The organism is Streptomyces sp. NPDC016640 (assembly GCF_043076215.1).
GTDB lineage: Bacteria > Actinomycetota > Actinomycetes > Streptomycetales > Streptomycetaceae > Streptomyces.
Map to the genome: position 1 here is coordinate 112,235 of NZ_JBIBRG010000011.1, position 21,125 is coordinate 133,359.

Here is a 21,125-nt window from a genome sequence, read left to right on the forward strand (position 1 = left end):
GCGGCTGTGCTCCCGCGCTCCTCACAGGCGGGTGAAGCACCATGCGCCGAGGGCCAGGGAGATCATCGCGGCGAGGCCGGCGGCGGTGACCGATGCGATGGGGCTCACACCCTGGGCGACGGGCCGGCGCTGCCACGCGCGGGTCGCGGTCCACATCAGCAACCCGGCTCCGAACAGGCAGAACACCATCCCCGCGAAGATCGCCGGTCCGCTTTCCATGGTCCCGCGGTCCCCTCTTTCCCGTTCGCCGGTACCGGTCCGGGGATGACGCTGCCACCCCCGGGCGGCGCACGGGCGAACCGGAGGTGAACGCGCGGACCGCGGGTCGCGGCGCGCGGCCGGAAACCGGCCCGAAAACTCTTCGGCGGAAATTCCGGATCGATGCGGAAAGGCCGGACGGCGGCTGATACCGGTGGGGAAGGTGTGGCTCACGACAGTGACGGGCCGCAGGGGAACACCGCGGCCCGAGCCGCCCGGTGCGCCCCGGCGCCCGGCCTGCGTCAGCCGCCCGTCCGCCCCGGCCGGCCGGTCCGCCTCAGCCGGCCGGCTCCAGGAACCCCTGCTCCACCAGCAGCCGGATCTGGGCCGGCGTGCGGTCGCGCAGCAGCACCGGGTCCTCGCCCAGGAGCTGGGCGATGGCGTCCAGGATCCGGCCCGCGCTCATGGTGCCGTCGCACACGCCCGCGAAGCCCGCGCCGATCGTGTCCACCCTGGTGGCCCGGCGCATCCCGCGGTTCTGGCGCAGCACGACGTGCTCGGGGTCCTCGGCACCGGGCAGCCCCACCTGTTCCTGCACCACCTCGGCGGCCAGCCTGAAGTGCGCCTCCAGCAGCGCCGCGTCGTCGTGCGCCCGCAGGTAGTCCAGCCGCTCGAAGTGCGCCCGGACCGTGGCGCCGAGCGGCTGCTCGACCGGGTGCGGCCACTCCTCCACCGTGACCGACTCCGCGGCGGAGCCCGACTTGCGCAGGGTGATCCAGCCGAAGCCGACCGCCCGCACTCCGCGCGCCTCGAACTCGTCCAGCCACGCGTCGTAGCGCGCCCGGTACGCGGCCGGGTCCCCGCGGTGGTCGCCCGCGTCCCGCAGCCACAGCTCCGCGTACTGGGTGATGTCCTGCACCTCGCGCTGCACGATCCACGCGTCGCACCCGCGGGGCACCCACGACCTGAGCCTGTCCCGCCAGTCCTCCCCTTCGACGTGCTGCCAGTTGGCGAGGAACTGCGCGAACCCGCCCTCGTTCAGCCGTTCCCCCGCCTCCTGAACGAGCACCCGGCACAGATCGTCCCCGCCCATCCCGCCGTCGCGGTAGGTGAGCCGCGCCCCCGGCGAGATCACGAACGGCGGGTTGGACACGATCAGGTCGTACGTCTCGTCGGCCCGGACGGGCGTGAACAGCGACCCTTCGCGCAGGTCGGCGGCCGGGACCCCGGAGAGGGCCAGGGTGAGCGCGGTGATGTGCAGCGCGCGCGGGTTGACGTCGGTGGCCGTCACGCGCGTGGCGTGCCGGGCGGCGTGCAGCGCCTGGATGCCGGAGCCGGTGCCGAGGTCGAGCGCACGGGCCACGGGCGTGCGGACGGTGATGCCGGCCAGGGTGGTGGACGCGCCGCCGACGCCGAGCACGACGCCTTCGTCACGGCTGCCGATGCCCCCGGCGCCGCCCACCGCGCACCCCAGGTCGGACACGATGAACCAGTCCTCGCCGGCCGGCCCGCCGTACGGCCGTACGTCCACGGTCGCGGCGAGTTCGTCCGCGCCGGCGCGCGTCAGCCACCCGCCCTCCAGGCAGACGTCGACGGGCAGGACCTCCGCCACACGCGCGTGCGGCACCGGCTGCTGCAACAGGAACAGCCGTACGAGCACCTCCAGCGGTGTGGTGCCGCGGGTCGCCCGGAGGGCGGGCACGGTCTCGCTGCGGGCCAGTGCCGCGTACGCGGGGGCGCCGAGCAGTTCGAGCAGTCCGTCGGCGGTGAAGGAGGCGTCGAGCAGGGCGGCCCGCAGCCGGGCGACGGCTTCGGGACGGTCGGACGAGGGCAGGGGTGGCAGGCTGGCGTCACTCACGCCCTCCATTGTGGCCGCCGTCCCCGCCCGGCGCGTCCCGCTCCGCCGTCCCGGCGTCAGCCCCGGGTGGCCTGGCCCGGCGCGGTGGCCGTCCGGCAGCTGGACTGCCGGGACATCGCCTCGCCGACCTCGCCCTCCTCCAGCGCGCCGAGGGCGTCGCTGCCGCTCTTGCTCAGCTTGTCCAGCTCGGAGGCGATGTCCTTGAGGCCGTCGGCGAACTTCCCCTGGTCGTCGGTGTCGAGGCCGTCCACCTGCTTCCTCAGCGAGGAGTACGACGCGGAGATGCCGTTGAGCTCCTTGACCGCGTCCGTCTGCTTCTTCTGGCCATCCTCGACTTCCGGTGCCCCGGCCTTGGTCACGGCGGCGCCGATCGCCTTGTAGGCGTCGGACATGTCCTGGAAGGCCTTGGAGTCGGCCTGCTGGACCTCCTCCGGCGTGCTGTTGTCCGAGGTCTCCTTCTGGATCGCGGCGTTGGCCGATCTGATCTTCGCCGCCTGCGGTTGCACCGCGTCGCAGACCTGCTTCGCCCAGGCGTCCAGCTTTTCGTTGGTGTCGTCGCCGCCGCATCCCGTCAGCGCCAGTACCAGTACCGCACCGCCGGACAGTGCGGCCGCGAGCTTCTTGTTCACCGGTTTGGTCCCTTCCATGGCTCTCGGCCCCGGAACATACACGCCGGATGGGCTACACCCATCCGCCGGACGTCCGTTAAGGAACTTTTGAAGCCATTTGCACCAAGAGAGAGAAGACTCACGGCCGTGGACACGTGCCCACGGTGCGGGCGGGCGGCGCGTCAGAACGCCCCGCCCGCCCGCACCGTGATGCGCCGTCCGCTGTCCCGCCCTAGGAAACCACCGCCGGATCCGCCGACTTGGGCTCCGGCTCGGGATTGCCCTCGTCCCCCATGGCGATACCGCGCCGCTTGGACACGTACACCGCGCCGACGATCACGACCAGCGCCAGGACCGCGATGAGCACCCGCATCCCCACGTTCCTGTCCGCGCCGTAGGAGAACTTGACGACCGCGGGCGCGATGAGCAGCGCCACCAGGTTCATCACCTTCAGCAGGGGGTTGATCGCGGGTCCCGCGGTGTCCTTGAAGGGGTCGCCGACGGTGTCGCCGATGACGGTGGCCGCATGGGCCTCGCTGCCCTTGCCGCCGTGGTGGCCGTCCTCGACGAGTTTCTTCGCGTTGTCCCAGGCACCACCGGAGTTGGCGAGGAAGACCGCCATCAGGGTGCCCGCGCCGATGGCACCCGCGAGGAAGGCGCCCAGGGGGCCGACTCCGAGGGTGAACCCGATGAGGACGGGCGCCAGCACGGCGAGCAGACCGGGGGTGGCGAGCTCCCGCAGGGCGTCCCTGGTGCAGATGTCGACGACCTTGCCGTACTCCGGTTTCTCGCTGTAGTCCATGATCCCGGGCTTCTCGCGGAACTGCCGCCGTACCTCGAAGACCACCGAACCCGCCGACCGCGACACCGCGTTGATCGCCAGCCCCGAGAAGAGGAAGACGACCGCCGCGCCCGCGATCAGGCCGACGAGGTTGTTGGGCTGGGAGATGTCCATCATCAGGCTCATCGGCGCGCCCTCGCCGCTGAGCTGTTCGCCCACGTCCCGCGCCCCCGTGGTGATGGCGTCCCGGTAGGAGCCGAACAGCGCCGCCGCCGCCAGGACGGCCGTGGCGATCGCGATGCCCTTGGTGATGGCCTTGGTGGTGTTGCCGACCGCGTCCAGGTCGGTGAGCACCTGCGCGCCCGCCCCCTGGACGTCGCCGGACATCTCGGCGATGCCCTGCGCGTTGTCGGAGACCGGACCGAAGGTGTCCATGGCGACGATCACACCGACCGTGGTGAGCAGTCCGGTGCCGGCCAGCGCCACCGCGAACAGCGCCAGCATGATCGACGCACCGCCGAGCAGGAACGCCCCGTAGACGCCGAGGCCGATCAACAGGGCGGTGTAGACGGCGGATTCGAGACCGAGGGAGATGCCGGCGAGGACGACGGTGGCCGGGCCGGTGAGCGAGGTCTTGCCGATGTCCCGCACGGGACGGCGGGTGGTCTCGGTGAAGTAGCCGGTGAGCTGCTGGATCAGGGCGGCGAGCACGATGCCGATGGCCACCGCGACGAGCGCCAGGATCCGCGGGTCGCCGTCCTTGCCCCGGACCGCCGCGTCGGTGACGCCGTCGAGGCCCGCGTAGGACGACGGCAGGTAGACGAACACGGCGATCGCGACCAGGAGGAGCGAGATGGCCGCGGAGACGAAGAACCCCCGGTTGATCGCGCTCATGCCGCTGCGGTCGGCCCGCCTGGGGGCCACCGCGAAGATGCCGATCATCGCGGTGAGGACCCCGATCGCGGGGACCAGCAGCGGGAACGCCAGCCCCACGTCGCCGAACGCCGCCGAGCCGAGGATCAGCGCCGCCACCAGCGTCACCGCGTACGACTCGAAGAGGTCGGCCGCCATGCCCGCGCAGTCGCCGACGTTGTCGCCCACGTTGTCGGCGATGGTCGCGGCATTGCGCGGATCGTCTTCCGGGATGCCCTGCTCCACCTTGCCGACCAGGTCGGCGCCGACATCGGCGGCCTTGGTGAAGATGCCGCCGCCGACCCGCATGAACATCGCGATCAGCGCGGCGCCCAGACCGAACCCCTCGAGCACCTTCGGCGCGTCCGCCGCGTAGACCAGCACCACGCAGGAGGCGCCCAGCAGGCCGAGACCCACGGTGAACATGCCGACGACACCGCCCGTGCGGAAAGCGATCTTCATCGCTTTGTGCGACACCGCGGTGAGATCCTTCTCCGGCTCTCCCGGGGCCGGAGTGGCTTCGCGTGCCGCCGCCGCGACCCGCACGTTGCTGCGCACGGCGAGCCACATACCGGTATAGCCGGTGGCCGCCGAGAACGCCGCTCCGATCAAGAAGAACACCGACCGCCCGGCCCGCTGGTTCCAGTCGTCCGCGGGCAGCAGCATGAGCAGGAAGAACACGATCACGGCGAATACGCCGAGCGTGCGCAGCTGCCGGGCCAGATAGGCGTTCGCGCCCTCCTGGACCGCTGCCGCGATCTTCTTCATACCGTCGGTGCCCTCGCCGGCCGCGAGCACCTGGCGCACCAGGACGCCCGCGACCACCAGCGCCGCCAGCGCGACGACGCCGATGACCACCACGAGCAGGCGGTTGTCGTCGGTCAGCACGGCGGCTGCGAGGGATGTGGGCCGGACCGGCTCAGAGGAGAGGAAAAGTCCCGCCATTCGTCCTCCTTGACGCTTGGGCTGAGCTCAAGATGCGGACGGGATCGTAGGTACCGGAACCAAATCTAAAGAGAGCGCACGAAATGTAAATGGCCCGCACGCACTCTTCTCGGTGATCGCCGAAAATCGGCGCCACGGATATCGGTAATGCCATGGAAGCATTCACGTGATCACATTTCCGCAGCACGATCGATCGTGAATCAATTCACGCGATCAACCGCACGAGACCACTGTAAGCGCGGTCGCCGGCACCCGCACATGACGAAGGGCCCCACGAGGGGGCCCTTCGGAAAAACAGTCGCCGTCCGGGTGAACCGGGTCAGGCGAGGAGAGTGGCCGGCGGCATGGTGGGCCACCTCATGAGGATGGATCCGCCGTGTTCCCCGGCGCTGACCTCCACGTCGTCCACGAGGCCGCTGATGACCGCGAGGCCCATCTCGTCCTCCTCGGTCTCCCCGTCGGCGTCGCCGGGCCCGTCGCCGGGGGCCGCATGGGGCGCCTCGTCGCCGACCTCGATGGAGAACTGCTTCTCCTCCTCGATCAGCAGCACCTTCACGGGTGCCGAGATGCCGCCGTTCCGGTGCAGCCCCACGGCCCGGGTGCACGCCTCACCGACGGCGAGCCTGACCTCGTCGAGGACGGCCTCGTCCACCCCGGCCCTGCGCGCCACCGCCGCGGCCACGAGCCGAGCGGTCCTGACATGCTCGGGCAGCGCGCTGAAACGGAGTTCAACGGTGGCCATGCATCCCCCTCGCAACTACGGGCGTGCTGTGGAGAGGCCGGGCCGCCGAACGCCCGGCCCTCCTCCTGTCTCGCTTCTGCCGCCCGGACGCAACGGTCCGGGAGCGGGATGGTCAGTCGGTCGCCGCCACCGCTTCCTCGACCGAGGTGTGGATCGGGAACACCTTGGTGAGGCCGGTGATACGGAAAATCTTGAGAATGCGCTCCTGGTTGCAGACCAGGCGCAGCGAGCCCTCATGGGCTCGAACCCGCTTCAGGCCGCCGACCAGCACGCCGAGTCCGGTGGAGTCGAGGAAGTCCACACCTTCCATGTCGACGACAAGGTGGAAACTGCCGTCGTTCACCAACTCGACCAGCTGCTCGCGCAGCTTGGGCGCGGTATATACGTCGATTTCGCCACCGACCCTGACGATCGTGCGATCGCCCATGGTCTCGGTCGACAGGGACAGGTCCACGGATCCTCCAGCACCTAGCTATCGAGCGGTCGCCCTTGGGGCATCTCGGCCAAGCCCCCGGGACGGTTCGCCAGCCGCGATGGCATTCAATCACTTACCGGCAGGCGTGCACGACGCCTTGGCCCCATTGTCCGTCACGCCAGTGACACACTCGGTGCCGATGGCCGAGAACCACCGACCCGATCACCCCCCGGCGGACACCCCGTCCAGGCCCGTGCCGCGCACGGTCCTGGACCGGCTCGCGTCCGGACCGAGCCGGGCTTCGCGCATCACTCATACGGAGCACTTGCCCCCGCGCGCGGGTCGCCATGCCGTCTGGCCGGACCGGATCCGGCCGGAGGTCGTCGCCGCCGTACGGGCCGCGGGCATCGGGCATCCCTGGGCCCATCAGGCACGCGCGGCCGGGCACGCCCTGGACGGCGAATCGGTCGTGGTCGCCACCGGCACCGCGTCCGGCAAGTCCCTGGCGTACCTCGCACCGGTCCTGTCCACGCTCCTGGACGGCGCCGAGGCCCCCAACGGCCGCGGGGCGACCGCGCTCTACCTCGCTCCCACCAAGGCGCTCGCGGCGGACCAGTGCCGGTCCGTGAAGGAACTTTCACAACCACTGGGCCATTCGGTGCGCGCGGCGGTCCACGACGGCGACACTCCGTTCGAGGAGCGCGAGTGGATCCGGCAGTACGCCAACTACGTCCTGACCAACCCGGACATGCTGCACCGGGGCATCCTGCCCTCCCATCCCCGCTGGTCCTCCTTCCTGAAGTCGCTGAAGTACGTCGTCGTCGACGAGTGCCACACCTACCGGGGCGTGTTCGGCTCGCACGTCGCCCAGGTGCTGCGCCGGCTGCGCCGGCTGTGCGCCCGCTACGGCGCCTCGCCCGTGTTCCTGCTGGCCTCCGCGACCGCCGCCGAGCCCGCGGTCGCGGCCCGCCGCCTCACCGGCCTGCCGGTGGTGGAGGTGACCGACGACGCCTCACCCCGCGGTGAACTGGTGTTCGCCCTCTGGGAGCCGCCGCTGACCGAGCTGCACGGCGAGAAGGGCGCACCCGTCCGCCGCACGGCCACCGCCGAGGCCGCCGATCTGCTGGCCGACCTCACCGTGCAGGGCCTGCGATCGATCACCTTCGTGCGCTCCCGGCGCGGCGCCGAGCTGATCTCCGTGATCGCCCGGGAACGCCTCGCCGAGGTGGACCGTTCGCTGGCCCGGCGTGTCGCGGCGTACCGGGGCGGTTATCTCCCCGAGGAGCGCCGCGCCCTCGAACGCGCCCTGCACTCCGGCGAGCTCCTCGGCCTCGCCGCGACCAACGCCCTCGAACTCGGCGTCGACATCTCCGGCCTGGACGCCGTGGTGATCGCCGGTTATCCGGGCACCCGGGCCTCCCTGTGGCAGCAGGCCGGCCGTGCGGGACGGTCCGGGCAGGGCGCCCTCGCCGTCCTGGTCGCCCGCGACGACCCGCTGGACACCTTCCTCGTCCACCATCCCGAGGCCCTCTTCGACCGGCCCGTGGAGTCCACCGTCCTGGACCCCGACAACCCCTACGTGCTGGCCCCGCACCTGTGCGCGGCTGCCGAGGAACTGCCCCTGACGGAGGAGGACCTGGCCCTCTTCGGCCCGGCGACCGCGGAACTGCTCCCACAGCTGGAGGCCGCGAAACTGCTGCGCCGGCGGACCAGGGCCTGGCACTGGACCCGCAGGGAACGGGCCGCGGACCTGACCGACATCCGGGGTGAAGGCGGCCGGCCGGTGCAGGTCGTCGAGGCCGGTACCGGCAGGCTGCTCGGCACCGTCGACGCGGGGGCCGCGCACACCGGCGTCCACGAGGGCGCGGTCCATCTGCACCAGGGCCTGACCTATCTCGTCCGCTCCCTCGACCTGGAGGACTCCGTCGCCCTGGTCGAGCAGGCGTCCCCGGCGTACACGACGGTCGCCCGGGACACGACGGCGATCTCCGTGCTGGAGACGGACACCGAGATCCCGTGGGGCGACGGCCGCCTGTGCTACGGCTCCGTCGAGGTCACCAACCAAGTGGTCTCCTTCCTGCGCCGGCGGGTCATCACCGGCGAGGTGCTCGGCGAGACGAAGCTCGACCTCCCTCCCCGTACGCTGCGCACCCGCGCCGTGTGGTGGACGGTCACCGAGGACCAGCTGGACCGGGCCCGGATCAATCCGGAGATCCTCGGCGGTGCCCTGCACGCCGCCGAGCACGCGTCGATCGGGATGCTGCCGCTCTTCGCGACCTGCGACCGCTGGGACATCGGCGGCGTCTCGGTCCCGCTCCACCCCGACACCCTGCTGCCCACGGTCTTCGTCTACGACGGCCACCCGGGCGGCGCGGGCTTCGCGGAACGCGCCTTCCACACCGCCCGGTCCTGGCTCACGGCCACCCGCCGGGCCATCGCCTCCTGCGAGTGCGACGCCGGGTGCCCGTCCTGCGTCCAGTCCCCCAAGTGCGGCAACGGCAACGAGCCTCTGCACAAGCGGGGCGCGGTACGGCTGCTCACGGTGCTGCTGGAGGGGGCGCCGGTGGAGGAGCCGGAGGGGGCGGAACCGTCGGCGGGAGCGGACGGGGCGGCTCCCGGCCGGGGTCCCGAGGCGGGTCCCGGGGCCGCTCCCGGCCCGGGAGCGGAGGTTCCGCCGGGCCGGCCGGCCCCGCCCGTGACCTGACCTCCACGGCGAACGGCCCCCGGCCCGACGCCACCGACACGTCCGACACCTCGCCGACGATCACGCACCGCACGAGCCGCGTGCCCTGGGCGCGGGCCACCCGGTCCGCCCGCGCACAGGCCGCCGTACCGCCCCGCGTCCAGTGGTCCGCCGCGGCGAGCGCCGCCAGGTCCGCGCCCCCGGCCGCCCGGTGCCGGACCACCACGGCGTGCCCGAGGGCCGCGACCACGCCGAAGACGACACACAACACGGCGATCGCCCCCACGCTCCAGACGGTGGCCGACCCACGGTCCGCACATCGCCCGGGCGCACGGTCCGGCCCCCCACCAGGCCCGCGCCCGCCCGACGGCACGAGTACCGACATCGGCCGCCGGCTGCGCGCATCACCCCTCACGCCCCCTCCCCCACGGTCTCCTCCGCCGCCGCGACGGCCTCCTCCCGCACCTCGAAGGGCAGCCCGTGCAGGACCGGGGGCCTGGCCACGACGACCACCCGGACCCGCTCGGCCTCCCGGGTCACCGTGACCCTCGCGCCGGGCGGGGCCGCCTCGCGGGTCACCTCGGCGACCGCGTCCGGCGGATCCTGCCGGGCCGCCGCGCGGGCACCCGCGCGGGCCGCGTCCACGCACTGGATCTGCGCCGCCACCACCAGCAGGCCCCAGACCAGTGCCGTCGCGAACATCACCAGCACGGGCAGCACCACGGCCGACTCCGCCGTCACGAACCCGCGGTCCGCGCGCCACTCACATCCGGCCATCGAGTGCCTGCTGCACGATGTTCCGCAGCGCCGTGCCGACCGGCCCGCTGGTGACCACCTTGTAGAGCACCACCGCGAACGCCACCGCCGCCACGATGCCCATCGCGTACTCCGACGTCACCATTCCGGCGTCCCGCCGTACCGCACGCACCTTGCACACCAGGGCACACACGCGTGCCCGTACCGCCTGATACATCTCAACCCCCGTGAGGAAAGGTTCCGCTGTTCTCCGGCCGTCCTGTTCCGGTCAGTCCGGTCAGTCCGGTCAGTCCGGTCAGTCCGGTCAGTGCTGTCAGTCCTGTCGCCTTCGTCGGCCCGTCACGGACCACCACCCCCTCCCAGCACTCCGCCGGCGAGCCCGATCACCACGGGCAGCACGCCCACCGCGACGAACGCGGGCAGGAAGCACAGCCCCACCGGCGCGCTGACCATGACGGCCGCCCGCCTGGCCCGTGCCGTCGCCGCGCGGGTCCACTCCGCGCGGGCCTCGGCGGCGATCCGGGCCACCGGGGCGGCCAGGGGCAGTCCGGACACATCGGCCCGCTCCAGCAGCCGGGCCAGGGGTGCGGCGCCCGGCAGCGAAGCCAGCCGGCGCCAGGCGGCGGCCGGTTCTCCGCCGAGCCGTACCTCCGCCGCCCCGCGCGCCAGCGCGTCCCCGACCGGACCGCCCAGGGCCTCTCCCACGGCCTGTGCGGCCGGCGCCGGGCCGGCGCCCGCCGCGATGCAGGCGGACAGCAGATCGGCGGCCAGGGGAAGTTGGCGTACCGCCGCGGCGGTATCGCGCTCCCGCGCTTCGGGAGCGGTGGCCTTCCGACGCTGTCGCCACCGCCACAGACCGGCCGCGGCGACCAGTCCCACCACCACTCCGGCGATGCCGCCCACCAGCACCCACCCGGCGCACACCACGCCCGCGTGGGGCAGCCCGCCCCGCACGGCGCTCAGCCGCGTGAGGCGTGAGGCGGTCGCCGTCCGTTCCAGGGCCAGCACCTCGGCCAGTCGCCGCCGTACCCTCCGCTCGCTCCGCGTCCGGTCCCACCACCCCGTCAGCCAGAGGAGCACCGCCACCGTCCCCACGACCGTCCCCAGCCTGTGGACAACGTCCCCGCTCATGCCGTCACCTCCTCGGCGCCCCGCATGATCCGCAGCGCCCACCACAGCCCCAGGCCCTCCAGCACCCCGCCGGCCGCCAGACACACCAGTCCCGACGACGTGTGGAGCAGGATGTGCAGCGGGTCCGCACCGAGCGCCGCGCCGAGCGCCAGCCCCACGACCGGAAGCCCGGCGAGCATCACCGCCGTGGCACGGGCACCGGCCAACTGGGCGCGCAGATCGGCCCGCTGGTCCCGCTCGGCACGCAGCGCCGCTTCCAGCCGGTCGAGCCCGGCCGCGAGCCCGGCGCCCTGGTCCACCGCCACCCGCCAGCACGCGGCCAGTCCCCGCAAGCCTTCGGCCCCCGGTTGCCGGGCCGCCGCCACGAGCGCGTCCGGGACGTCCCCGCCGAACCGCGCCGCCGCCAGCACCGCCGGCTGCATGGCGCCGAGTCCGCCGGAGTCCCGCGCGGCCGGCGGCAGCGCCGCACCCGGCTGCCGCCCGGCACGCACCTCCCCGGCGAGCGCCCCGCACAACGCGATCACCGCGTCCCCCCGGCCCTCCCGCGCCCGGCGCTCCCCGGCGGCCCACCGCACCCTGCGCAACAGGGGCACCCCGGCCGCCCCCACGGCCACCGGAAGCACCGACGCGCCCAGCACCGCCAGTACCGCGCCGACGGCCAGCGACCACCACTCGGCCCGCAGCCGCCCGCGGACACGCCCCCACGCGCCCACCGTCCGGGGCCACCGCGGCGGCCCGCTCCCCGCCGAAGCACCGCCCGCCCACAGCAGCCGCGCCCGCCCGGCCCCGCCCCGCCCGCCGCCGAGCAGCCAGGCGGCGGTCCCCAGACACGCCACGGCCGCGCCCGTCGAGACCTCGGTCGTCCCGTTCATCCCCCGGTCCTCTCCCGCGGCCCTTCACCGTTCGCCTCGCCGTTCGCCTCGCCGTTCGCCTTCCGGAGCAGTTCCCGCAGCCGTTGCCAGCCCCGCTCGGCGGTGAAGGCCCCCTGCCCCCACCGCAGCGCCGGTACGGTGCGCACCAGCCCCGAGGGGTCCCGTTCCAGCACATGCACCTCCGCGATCCGCCGCCGGCCGTTGCGGTCCCGTACGAGGTGCAGCACGACCGAGAGGGCGGCGGCCAGCTGGCTGTGCAGTGCGAAGCGGTCGAGGCCGGCCGCCGTACCGAGCGCCTCCAGCCGGGCCGGCACATCGGACGCGGCGTTGGCGTGGACCGTGCCCGAGCCGCCTTCGTGGCCCGTGTTGAGGGCGGCCAGGAGGTGGACCACCTCCGGGCCGCGCACCTCGCCCACGACCAGCCGGTCGGGCCGCATCCGCAGCGCCTGCCGCACCAGGTCCTCGAGGGTGACGAGGCCCGCGCCCTCCTGGTTGGCTGGTCTGGTCTCCAGCCGCACGACGTGCGGGTGATCGGGCCGCAGTTCCGCCGAGTCCTCGGCCAGGACGATGCGCTCGTCCGGCCCGACGAGTCCCAGCAGCGCGCTCAGCAGGGTCGTCTTGCCGCTGCCCGTTCCCCCGCTGACCAGGAACGACAACCGCGCGTCCAGCAGTGCCCGCAGCACCCGGTCCCCACCGGGCGGCACCGTCCCGGCCGCCACCAGTTCGCCGAGGGTGAAGGCGCGGGGCCGTACGACCCGCAGGGACAGGCAGGTGCAGCCCACGGCCACCGGGGGCAGCACCGCGTGCAGCCGGGTTCCGTCGGGCAGCCGCGCGTCGACCCAGGGCCGGGCGTCGTCCAGGCGCCGGCCGGCCACGGCGGCGAGGCGCTGTGCCAGACGCCGGACGGACGTCGCGTCCGGGAAGTGGACCTCGGTGAGCTCCAGCCCTCCGCCCCGGTCCACCCAGACCCGGTCGGGCGCCGACACCAGTACGTCGGTCACCGACGGGTCGGCCAGCAGCCTCTCCAACGGCCCGCTGCCGACCAGCTCCGACCGCAACTGCTCGGCCGCCCCGAGCACTTCGGCGTCCCCGAGCACCCGCCCCTGGTCCCGCAGCGCCTGCGCCACCCGCGCGGGCGTGGGTTCGGCCCCGCTCTCGGCCAGCCATCGCCGCACTCCGTCGAGCAGACCGGGAGGCGTTCCCGCCCCGGTCACCGCCGGCGCCCTCATGCGGTCCTCGTCTCCGCCAGCGCCCGCTCCCAGAACTCCCGGCAGAAGCGGGCCAGCGGGCCCCGGCCCGACGCCCCGGGTGGCCGTCCCGTCTCGCACGGGCGGTGCAGAGCGGGCTCGGCGGGCACGTCGCCGACGAGGGGCAGTCCGAGCAGCCGGGCGACCTCACGGTCGTCCAGGCCGGGTGCGTACGGGCCGCGCACCGCCACTCGCAGATCGCGCAGCACCATGCTCACGGCGGAGGCGACGCGCCCCGCGGCCGCGACGGCGCGCAGCTCCGCGGGAACCACCAGGAGCCCGAGGTCGAGCTGGGCCAGGACCTCCGCGACTCCGTCGTCGACGCGGCGCGGCAGGTCGACCACGACGGTGCCGCCGCCGCGCCGCGCCGCGGCGAGCACCGCGCGTACGGCCCGGGGCGGTACCGCGAGGCAGTCGCCGCGGTCCCAGCTCAGCACCCGCAGCGAGTGCAGCTCCGGCAGTGACTCCTCCAGGGCCCCGCCGCCGACCCGGCCGCGTGAGGCGGCGAACGCGGGCCAGCGCAGTCCCTTGACCGTCTCGCCGCCGAGCGCCACGTCCAGTCCGCCGCCCAGCGGATCGGCGTCGACCAGGAGGGTGCGCAGTCCCTCACGCGCGGAGGTGACGGCGAGCGCGCACGCGAGGGTGGACGCTCCGGCGCCGCCCCGGCCGCCGATGACGCCGACGGTCAGGGCGGGCCGTCCGACGCCCTCGGCCACGTCGGCGATGCGGTCGACCAGCCACTGCTCGCCGTCGGGCAGCATCAGCACGTGGTCGGCGCCGATCTCGACGGCCCGCCGCCAGATCCCCGGATCGTCCTGATCGCGCCCCACGAGCACCACCCCGGACCGGCGTGCCGCCCCGCGCACCCGCCGCGCGGCGTCGTCGCCGACCAGGACGAGTGGTGCGGTCTCCCAGCCGCCCCTCGGTTCCGGCACGCCGTGCCGGACCTCGGGGGTGGCGCCCGCCGCCGCGCATAGGCGCAGCAGGTCGTCGAGGAGTGCGGGGTCCTCCGTGACGATCAGCGGTGACCCCGGCCGGCCTCCTCGGGAAGTGGGCGGCGGATCGTGCGTGATGGTTCCGGCCATGTTCGTCCCCTGCCGTATCTCTCGCGCAGCCCTTGCGGCCCCGCGATTCCCAGACGCGGAAGAACCGGCGAGCGGCCTTCCTGTAAACGGCCGGCGGAAACCGGCCGCAGGCGACCCGGCAAACGCACCGGACGTGAACTCGCGGTGAGCGGGACGCGCTGGAATCACGGTGCAGTGATCCGGAAAAACTTGTGGATCTTGGTGGAAAACCGTGGACACGTCGACAGTTGTGAATATCGCGGTCACCCATACCGGTGAGCCGCGCGCATCGCCTGTACGCGCCTCACGGAGCAGCCCGACGGTTACCCTGAGTAACTGAACGTGCACATGACAGGCCGGCGGCCCGACGGCGCCGCGACGCCGTCCCAGCCGTGGAGAGAGGAGAGAAAACCCACCCGGACATGCGACGACCCCCGCCGGGGGGGAGAGCGGGGGTCGTCCCCACGGCCGACTCGGGGGGGGAGGAGTCGGACCGGGTTAGCACGGTCGCGAACGATCCGTGACTTCCATGGTGTACCCGAGAGCCATCTCAGGCAAACCCACACGCCCCACCTTACGCCGAATGGGCTCCCCTATGCTCTGGGATGTGGAAAACCACTCGCTGCCCCGCGCCGCCGCCTTCTTCGACCTGGACAAGACGGTCATTGCGAAGTCGAGCACACTCACGTTCAGCAAGTCGTTCTACCAAGGCGGCCTGATCAACCGCAGGGCGGTCCTGCGCACCGCGTACGCCCAGTTCGTGTTCCTGGCCGGTGGCGCGGATCACGACCAGATGGAGCGGATGCGCAAGTACCTCTCCGCACTGTGCCGCGGCTGGAACGTCCGGCAGGTCAAGGAGATCGTCGCCGAGACGCTGCACGACCTGATCGACCCGATCATCTACGACGAGGCCGCCACCCTCATCGAGCAGCACCACACCGCGGGGCGCGACGTCGTGATCGTCTCCACCTCGGGCGCCGAGGTCGTCGAGCCGATCGGCGAACTGCTCGGCGCGGACCGGGTCGTGGCCACCCGCATGGTGGTGGGCGGGGACGGGTGTTTCACCGGCGAGGTGGAGTACTACGCGTACGGCCCGACCAAGGCCGAGGCGATCAGGGAGCTGGCCGAGTCCGAGGGGTACGACCTGGCACGTTGCTACGCCTACAGCGACTCGGTGACCGACGTGCCGATGCTGGAGTCCGTGGGCCGGCCGCACGCCGTGAACCCGGACCGCGCACTGCGCCGGGAGGCCCTCGCGCGGGGATGGACGATCCTCGACTTCCACCGGCCGGTGCGGCTCAAGCAGCGTTTCCCCGCGTTCTCCGTGCCGCCGCGTCCCGCCCTGGTCGCGGCGGCCGCCGTAGGAGCCGCGGCGGCCACCGCCGGCCTCGTCTGGTACGCCAGCCGGCGCCGTCCGACGGCGGTCTGACCGGCCCCTGGTACCGTCCGCCGGCACCGGGCGAAGGCGCGGCGGGGGGGGACGTGCGGGGAGGACGTGCGGGGGCGTACACGCGGGCGAAGATCCGCGCAGGGGCGGCCCGGCCGGACCCCGCGCAGGAGGACGACGGCCGACCGGATCCGCGCGGGACGACGGCGGTCCACCAGCCCCGCGCAAAGCCGCCGTGCGGGACACCGTCGGCCGCGCGCCCCATCGGCCGGCACCCGTTCAGGACTTCTTCACCGTCATTGAAGCCGGAAGTATTGAAGCGAGAAGTAAAGAAGAGCGGCCAGGACTACCGCTCGTCTCGGACCCGGAGTACAAAGGACTTGACGGCCCGCGAGACCAAGGGCATCCGAGAGGATCACCTTAACCACGCATTTGGCCCCACGGACCGAGCATGAACACCGTGAACCCACGCGACGTCGACCCGTCGATTACGGGCCAGCCGCACCAGGTGACGGGCAAAGTCCCCGGCCTGATGGGCGTATATCGAGGACGCTTGGTAACGCGGTGGACATGCCAGCGGCGGTACGAGTAATCGTACCGCCGCATCTTTGCGCAAGGCCTTTCCGCGCTTTTTCACGCAGCCCCGCGCTGAAGCGCCTCGCACACCGCCGTCGACTCGCGCGCGCCCAGCTCGACCGCGCGCCCGCAGTGGGCGATCCAGGCGGCCACCCCTTCGGGGGCTCCGGAGACATAACCTTCCAGAGCCTTCAGATAGGCCTCCTGTCCCAGCTCGGCGTGTCCGACCTCGGCGGGACAGACCGACTTCGGGTCGAGTCCGCTGCCGATCAGGACGATGCGCTCGGCCGTGCGCGCGACCAGGCCGTTGTGGGAGGCGAAGGGGCGCAGCGCGAGGAGCTCGCCGTGCACGATGGCGGCCGTCACCAGCGCCGGGGCGGACCCGCCCGCGATGATCAGCTCGGACAGCCCCTCCAGCCGGCCGTGCGCCTCCGCCGCGCTCGGCAGCGGAAGCCCGATCAAAGGCTCGTCGACCGGCTCGCCCTCCCGCCGGGGACGCCCGACCCACTCGGCGCCGACGGCCGCGGCGACCAGGTGCAGCCGGGCCAGCACCCGCAGCGGGGACTGCCGCCAGATGGAGAGCAGCTGGCCCGCCTCGGCGGTCAGCCGCAGGGCCGCGCCCATCGTGCGCGCCCCGTCGCCGCTGAAGTCGCTGCGCCGGCGCACCTCTTCCAGGGCCCAGTCCGCGCCCGACAGCGCCGCCGAGCCACGGGCGCCGCGCAACGCCGCCTCGGAGGTGATCTCGTTGCTGCGCCGCCGCATGACCCGGTGGCCGTAGACCCGGTCCACGGCCTTGCGCACGGATTCCACGGATTCGGCCACGCCGGGCAGCGAACCCAGGGCCGCGAGGGGGTCCCCCGGACCCGGGCCCTTCCGGGAGTTGGGGGGCGGATCGGCGGTCGCGCCTGTCGTACTCATGAGTACGACCCTACGCACCCCGCGTGCCCCGCCCGCGGTGGAGTGGTCTTCTTCACGCCCGGCCGCCCTCCCCACCCACGCCCACGCCCGGCCGCCCCTCCCCCGCCCATGCCCCTCACACACGCCCGGCCGTCACCGCGTCCGTCCGGCGCTCACCCCTTCCCCGCCGGGGCGCCGGGCACCCCCTTGGGGGCGGGGGCCGGGCTGCCGGACAGGAAGGACTTCCAGCCCTGCCCCGGCGCCTCGCCGACGCCCAGTGTGCGCAGTTTCGCCAGGGTCGCCGGGTCCTGGGCGTCCAGCCAGTCCACGAGCTGCCGGAAGGAGACACAGCGCACGTCGGGCTTGTTGCACACCGTCTCGACGACCTCCTCGACGGCCCGCATGTAGGTGCCGCCGTTCCAGGACTCGAAGTGGTTGCCGATGATCAGGGGCGCGCGGTTGCCCTCGTAGGCGCGTTCGAAGCCCTGGAGGAGGCCGTCCCGCATCTGGTCGCCCCACAGGTCGTGCTTGGCGGGGTCGCCCTGGGTGGTGGTGCCCGACTGGCTGACCATGAAGTTGTAGTCCATGGCCAGCTGTTCGTAGGAGTGCCCGGGGAAGGGCACGAGCTGCATCGGCAGGTCCCACAGCCCCTTCTCCCGCCTGGGCCACACCTGGTCGCCGACCCCGCTGGTGTCGTAGCGGAAGCCCAGGTCGCGGGCGGCCTTCGTGAAGTTCTTCCGCCCCTCCAGGCAGGGGGTGCGGGCGCCGATGAGCTCCTTGTCGTAGTCGAAGGGCAGCGGAGCCGCGTTCCCGATGCCGGAGTTGGTCCTCCAGGTCTTCACGAAGCGCTTGGCCTGCGCGATCTCGTCCTTCCAGTCCGCCACCGACCATTCGCCGACCCCGCCGCCGCTGCCGCAGAAGTGCCCGTTGAAGTGGGTGCCGACCTCGTTGCCCTCCAGCCAGGCCAGGCGCAGTTGCCTCACGGTGTCGGCGATGCCCTGCCGGTCGTTGAAGCCGATGGCGGAGCGGCCCGGGGGGTGCCGCGGCGGGTGGTAGAGGCCGCGCTTCTCCTCCGGGAGGAGGTACACGCCGCTCAGGAAGTACGTCATGGTCGCGTTGTTCTCCCTGGCGACCTCGCGGAAGTGGGAGAACAGCTTCTGGCCGTCCTCGCCCGCGCCGTCCCAGGAGAAGACCACGAACTGCGGGGGCTTCTCGCCCGGCTTCAGCCGCTCCGGACGGGGCAGGCGCGGCTGCGCCCCGGTGTACGCGGTGGAGCCGTCGCCGATCAGCCGGACGACGTTCTTCGGGGCGGGGGCCGGCTCGGCCCTCTCCTGGTCCCGCGCCCGCTCGCCGGCGCCGTCGGTACCGGTCCCGCAGCCGGCGAGCGAGGCGACGCAGACCGCGACGATCACGCTGCCCGTGGCGAAACTGTGTGTGGCGGCCATCCGCCCACCTTCTTCCTTCTCTCGGGCCGAGCTCGACGAGGGCGCCGCCGACGCAGTGCCGGAGGCGCCCCCGCCGACAGCGCCGCCAAGCTCGCACGGAACAGGGAAGGAATTAGTACGACAAGCCGCTGAAATGACCACTTCACTCTTCGGAGTGATCGATCACTCCGAAGAGTGGAGGCATCCGGGTGTGAGAGGCGTTACACGGCTTGAACCGGCTCGCTCCGGTGCCCGTGGGAAGGGGTGACCGAGGGGTCCGGGGCCGCGGATCACGGCCCGCCCCGACGTCGCACCACCCGGGCCCGACAGGTCTAAACCAATTTCCCGTCGACCCTTGTCAGCGCACCCCCGGGTCTGATGAGCTGTGGCCTGGGACACAACGGACACCCCGGAAAGGCAGATGCCGTGAGCAATGAAAGCCTGGCCAACCTCCTGAAGGAGGAGCGTCGCTTCACGCCCCCCGCCGACCTGGCCGCGAACGCCAACGTCACGGCGGAGGCGTATGAACAGGCCAAGGCTGACAGGCTCGGCTTCTGGGCCGAGCAGGCCCGCCGGCTGACCTGGGCCAAGGAGCCCACCGAGACCCTGGACTGGTCGAACCCGCCGTTCGCCAAGTGGTTCGAGGACGGCGAGCTGAACGTCGCCTACAACTGCGTGGACCGGCATGTGGAGGCCGGACACGGCGACCGGGTCGCCATCCACTTCGAGGGCGAGCCGGGTGACGGCCGCGCCATCACCTACGCCCAGCTCAAGGACGAGGTCTCCAGGGCCGCCAACGCCCTCCTGGAACTCGGCGTCCGCAAGGGCGACCGGGTCGCCGTCTACATGCCGATGATCCCCGAGACCGCGGTGGCGATGCTGGCCTGCGCCCGCATCGGAGCGGCGCACTCCGTCGTGTTCGGCGGCTTCTCCGCGGACGCACTCGCGACCCGTATCCAGGACGCCGACGCGCGTGTCGTCATCACCGCCGACGGCGGTTACCGGCGCGGCAAGCCGTCCGCCCTCAAGCCGGCCGTGGACGACGCCGTCGGCCGCGTGGAGGGCGTCGAGCACGTCCTCGTCGTCCGCCGTACCGGCCAGGACGTCGCCTGGGACGACTCCCGGGACGTGTGGTGGCACGAGGTCGTCGACCGGCAGTCCGCCGAGCACACGCCCGAGGCGTTCGAGGCCGAGCACCCGCTGTTCATCCTCTACACCTCGGGCACGACCGGTAAGCCCAAGGGCATCCTGCACACCTCCGGCGGCTACCTGACCCAGACGGCGTACACCCACCACGCCGTCTTCGACCTCAAGCCCGAGACCGACGTGTACTGGTGCACGGCCGACGTCGGCTGGGTCACCGGGCACTCGTACATCGTCTACGGCCCGCTCGCCAACGGCGCCACCCAGGTCATGTACGAGGGCACCCCGGACACCCCGCACCAGGGCCGCTTCTGGGAGATCGTGCAGAAGTACGGCGTGTCGATCCTCTACACGGCGCCCACCGCGATCCGGACGTTCATGAAGTGGGGCGACGACATCCCCGCGAAGTTCGACCTGTCCTCGCTGCGGGTGCTGGGCTCCGTCGGCGAGCCGATCAACCCCGAGGCGTGGATCTGGTACCGCAAGAACATCGGCGCGGACCGCACCCCGGTGGTGGACACCTGGTGGCAGACCGAGACCGGCGCGATGATGATCTCCCCGCTGCCGGGCGTGACCGCCGCCAAGCCCGGTTCCGCCCAGACCCCGCTGCCCGGTATCTCCGCCACCGTCGTCGACGACGAGGCCAACGAGGTGCCCGACGGCGGCGGCGGCTACCTGGTGCTCACCGAGCCGTGGCCGTCGATGCTGCGCACCATCTGGGGCGACGACCAGCGGTTCATCGACACCTACTGGTCGCGGTTCGAGGGCATGTACTTCGCCGGTGACGGCGCCAAGAAGGACGACGACGGCGACATCTGGCTGCTCGGCCGGGTCGACGACGTCATGCTCGTCTCCGGGCACAACATCTCCACCACGGAGGTCGAGTCCGCGCTGGTCTCCCACCCGTCGGTCGCCGAGGCCGCCGTGGTCGGCGCGGCGGACGAGACGACCGGCCAGGCGATCGTCGCCTTCGTCATCCTGCGCGGTACGGCCGCCGAGACCGAGGACCTGGTGGCGGAGCTGCGAGGCCACGTCGGCACCACGCTCGGCCCCATCGCCAAGCCCCAGCGGATCCTGCCGGTGGCCGAGCTGCCGAAGACCCGCTCCGGCAAGATCATGCGCCGGCTGCTGCGCGACGTCGCGGAGAACCGCCAGCTCGGTGACGTCACCACGCTCACCGACTCCACGGTGATGGACCTGATCCAGGCCAAGCTGCCGCAGGCCCCCGGCGAGGACTGAGCCGCGGATCGGGCGGACCCCGGCCGATCACGGTCGGCCGGGGCACCGGGTGCGCGCACTCGCGCGCCCGCACGTCCACGCACCCACGCACCCACGCACCCACGCACCCACGCACCCATGTGCCCACGGTGCCGTGGGCCGGTGTGCCGGGGCTCCTGGTGTGTCCTGGAGCACGTTGGATAAACTGAAGAACAGTTGTCTCATGGAGCGCCGGGAAGTCTGGTCGGCACGCGATTCGTGCTGCCCG

General features: G+C 72.7%; 17 protein-coding genes and 1 pseudogene. 3 read left to right on the forward strand and 15 right to left on the reverse strand.

Translation table 11 applies throughout. The annotated features are described in order from the left end of the window. Positions 1–21: 21 nt before the first annotated feature. The 6 genes from ACF07S_RS22695 to bldG all read right to left on the reverse strand — a co-directional run bounded on the left by ACF07S_RS22695 (position 22) and on the right by bldG (position 6,498). Positions 22–219, reverse strand: a complete 198-nt coding sequence (locus tag ACF07S_RS22695; RefSeq protein ID WP_391962941.1) for a hypothetical protein — start codon at positions 217–219, stop codon at positions 22–24. Between the two features lie 316 nt (positions 220–535). Further along, a complete protein-coding gene (locus ACF07S_RS22700; RefSeq protein WP_391974937.1) occupies positions 536–2,065 on the reverse strand; it encodes a methyltransferase in 1,530 nt (509 codons plus the stop codon). A gap of 47 nt (positions 2,066–2,112) precedes the next feature. Then, entirely contained in the window at positions 2,113–2,703 is a 591-nt protein-coding gene (locus ACF07S_RS22705) for a small secreted protein (protein ID WP_391974938.1), read from the reverse strand. A gap of 193 nt (positions 2,704–2,896) precedes the next feature. Next, complete coding sequence (locus tag ACF07S_RS22710) at positions 2,897–5,302, reverse strand: sodium-translocating pyrophosphatase (protein WP_391974939.1); 2,406 nt, start codon at positions 5,300–5,302, stop codon at positions 2,897–2,899. A gap of 319 nt (positions 5,303–5,621) precedes the next feature. Then, on the reverse strand, positions 5,622–6,044 hold the full coding sequence (locus ACF07S_RS22715) for an ATP-binding protein (RefSeq protein ID WP_391962937.1): 423 nt from the start codon (positions 6,042–6,044) through the stop codon (positions 5,622–5,624). Between the two features lie 112 nt (positions 6,045–6,156). Next, complete coding sequence (gene bldG / locus ACF07S_RS22720) at positions 6,157–6,498, reverse strand: anti-sigma factor antagonist BldG (protein WP_003991900.1); 342 nt, start codon at positions 6,496–6,498, stop codon at positions 6,157–6,159. Between the two features lie 79 nt (positions 6,499–6,577). Between bldG and ACF07S_RS22725 the strand changes: the two genes are divergently transcribed. Then, positions 6,578–9,163 (forward strand): DEAD/DEAH box helicase, encoded by a 2,586-nt coding sequence (locus tag ACF07S_RS22725; RefSeq protein ID WP_391974940.1) that lies wholly within the window; start codon positions 6,578–6,580, stop codon positions 9,161–9,163. On the opposite strand, the pseudogene ACF07S_RS22730 reads toward ACF07S_RS22725, so the two are convergent. The 7 genes and pseudogenes from ACF07S_RS22730 to ssd all read right to left on the reverse strand — a co-directional run. Next, positions 9,114–9,527: pseudogene (locus tag ACF07S_RS22730) on the reverse strand (Rv3654c family TadE-like protein); the annotation flags it as partial. The gene ACF07S_RS22725 and the pseudogene ACF07S_RS22730 sit on opposite strands and share 50 nt — an antisense overlap. Before the next feature lie 26 nt (positions 9,528–9,553). Next, positions 9,554–9,919 carry a TadE family type IV pilus minor pilin gene (locus ACF07S_RS22735; protein ID WP_391962935.1) on the reverse strand — a complete coding sequence of 122 codons (366 nt, stop codon included), beginning with the start codon at positions 9,917–9,919 and terminating at the stop codon, positions 9,554–9,556. Further along, a complete protein-coding gene (locus ACF07S_RS22740) occupies positions 9,906–10,115 on the reverse strand; it encodes a DUF4244 domain-containing protein (RefSeq protein WP_391962934.1) in 210 nt (69 codons plus the stop codon). Before ACF07S_RS22740 ends, ACF07S_RS22735 begins: the two co-directional genes overlap by 14 nt. A 122-nt stretch (positions 10,116–10,237) precedes the next feature. Then, complete coding sequence (locus tag ACF07S_RS22745) at positions 10,238–11,029, reverse strand: type II secretion system F family protein (RefSeq protein WP_391974941.1); 792 nt, start codon at positions 11,027–11,029, stop codon at positions 10,238–10,240. Beyond that, positions 11,026–11,901, reverse strand: coding sequence for a type II secretion system F family protein (locus ACF07S_RS22750; RefSeq protein WP_391974942.1), 876 nt, complete (start codon positions 11,899–11,901; stop codon positions 11,026–11,028). The genes ACF07S_RS22745 and ACF07S_RS22750 overlap by 4 nt, the downstream gene beginning before the upstream one ends. After that, on the reverse strand, positions 11,898–13,130 hold the full coding sequence (locus tag ACF07S_RS22755) for a TadA family conjugal transfer-associated ATPase (RefSeq protein WP_391974943.1): 1,233 nt from the start codon (positions 13,128–13,130) through the stop codon (positions 11,898–11,900). Before ACF07S_RS22755 ends, ACF07S_RS22750 begins: the two co-directional genes overlap by 4 nt. Beyond that, positions 13,127–14,233: a septum site-determining protein Ssd gene (gene ssd / locus ACF07S_RS22760; protein ID WP_391974944.1), complete on the reverse strand. Its 1,107-nt coding sequence runs from the start codon at positions 14,231–14,233 to the stop codon at positions 13,127–13,129. Before ssd ends, ACF07S_RS22755 begins: the two co-directional genes overlap by 4 nt. Positions 14,234–14,807: 574 nt before the next feature. On the opposite strand from ssd, the gene ACF07S_RS22765 reads away from it, so the two are divergent. Next, positions 14,808–15,641, forward strand: a complete 834-nt coding sequence (locus tag ACF07S_RS22765) for an HAD family hydrolase (protein ID WP_391962923.1) — start codon at positions 14,808–14,810, stop codon at positions 15,639–15,641. A gap of 591 nt (positions 15,642–16,232) precedes the next feature. On the opposite strand, the gene ACF07S_RS22770 is transcribed toward ACF07S_RS22765, so the two are convergent. After that, a complete protein-coding gene (locus tag ACF07S_RS22770) occupies positions 16,233–17,093 on the reverse strand; it encodes an oxidoreductase (protein WP_391974945.1) in 861 nt (286 codons plus the stop codon). A gap of 152 nt (positions 17,094–17,245) precedes the next feature. After that, positions 17,246–18,517 carry a hypothetical protein gene (locus ACF07S_RS22775; RefSeq protein WP_391974946.1) on the reverse strand — a complete coding sequence of 424 codons (1,272 nt, stop codon included), beginning with the start codon at positions 18,515–18,517 and terminating at the stop codon, positions 17,246–17,248. Between the two features lie 405 nt (positions 18,518–18,922). On the opposite strand from ACF07S_RS22775, the gene acs reads away from it, so the two are divergent. Next, positions 18,923–20,878 (forward strand): acetate--CoA ligase, encoded by a 1,956-nt coding sequence (gene acs / locus ACF07S_RS22780; RefSeq protein ID WP_391974947.1) that lies wholly within the window; start codon positions 18,923–18,925, stop codon positions 20,876–20,878. The last annotated feature ends 247 nt before the right edge of the window (positions 20,879–21,125 follow it).

What these genes read in the sequence shown, in the direction of transcription:
- ACF07S_RS22740 (WP_391962934.1), bottom strand. Translation starts at nt 10,115, where the DNA reads ATGTATCAGGCGGTACGGGCACGCGTGTGTGCCCTGGTGTGCAAGGTG.
- ssd (WP_391974944.1), bottom strand. Translation starts at nt 14,233, where the DNA reads ATGGCCGGAACCATCACGCACGATCCGCCGCCCACTTCCCGAGGAGGC.
- ACF07S_RS22735 (WP_391962935.1), bottom strand. Translation starts at nt 9,919, where the DNA reads ATGGCCGGATGTGAGTGGCGCGCGGACCGCGGGTTCGTGACGGCGGAG.
- ACF07S_RS22745 (WP_391974941.1), bottom strand. Translation starts at nt 11,029, where the DNA reads ATGAGCGGGGACGTTGTCCACAGGCTGGGGACGGTCGTGGGGACGGTG.
- ACF07S_RS22700 (WP_391974937.1), bottom strand. Translation starts at nt 2,065, where the DNA reads ATGGAGGGCGTGAGTGACGCCAGCCTGCCACCCCTGCCCTCGTCCGAC.
- ACF07S_RS22715 (WP_391962937.1), bottom strand. Translation starts at nt 6,044, where the DNA reads ATGGCCACCGTTGAACTCCGTTTCAGCGCGCTGCCCGAGCATGTCAGG.
- ACF07S_RS22710 (WP_391974939.1), bottom strand. Translation starts at nt 5,302, where the DNA reads ATGGCGGGACTTTTCCTCTCCTCTGAGCCGGTCCGGCCCACATCCCTC.
- ACF07S_RS22775 (WP_391974946.1), bottom strand. Translation starts at nt 18,517, where the DNA reads ATGGCCGCCACACACAGTTTCGCCACGGGCAGCGTGATCGTCGCGGTC.
- ACF07S_RS22725 (WP_391974940.1), top strand. Translation starts at nt 6,578, where the DNA reads ATGGCATTCAATCACTTACCGGCAGGCGTGCACGACGCCTTGGCCCCA.
- ACF07S_RS22770 (WP_391974945.1), bottom strand. Translation starts at nt 17,093, where the DNA reads ATGAGTACGACAGGCGCGACCGCCGATCCGCCCCCCAACTCCCGGAAG.
- ACF07S_RS22695 (WP_391962941.1), bottom strand. Translation starts at nt 219, where the DNA reads ATGGAAAGCGGACCGGCGATCTTCGCGGGGATGGTGTTCTGCCTGTTC.
- ACF07S_RS22705 (WP_391974938.1), bottom strand. Translation starts at nt 2,703, where the DNA reads ATGGAAGGGACCAAACCGGTGAACAAGAAGCTCGCGGCCGCACTGTCC.
- ACF07S_RS22755 (WP_391974943.1), bottom strand. Translation starts at nt 13,130, where the DNA reads ATGAGGGCGCCGGCGGTGACCGGGGCGGGAACGCCTCCCGGTCTGCTC.
- ACF07S_RS22750 (WP_391974942.1), bottom strand. Translation starts at nt 11,901, where the DNA reads ATGAACGGGACGACCGAGGTCTCGACGGGCGCGGCCGTGGCGTGTCTG.
- ACF07S_RS22765 (WP_391962923.1), top strand. Translation starts at nt 14,808, where the DNA reads ATGCTCTGGGATGTGGAAAACCACTCGCTGCCCCGCGCCGCCGCCTTC.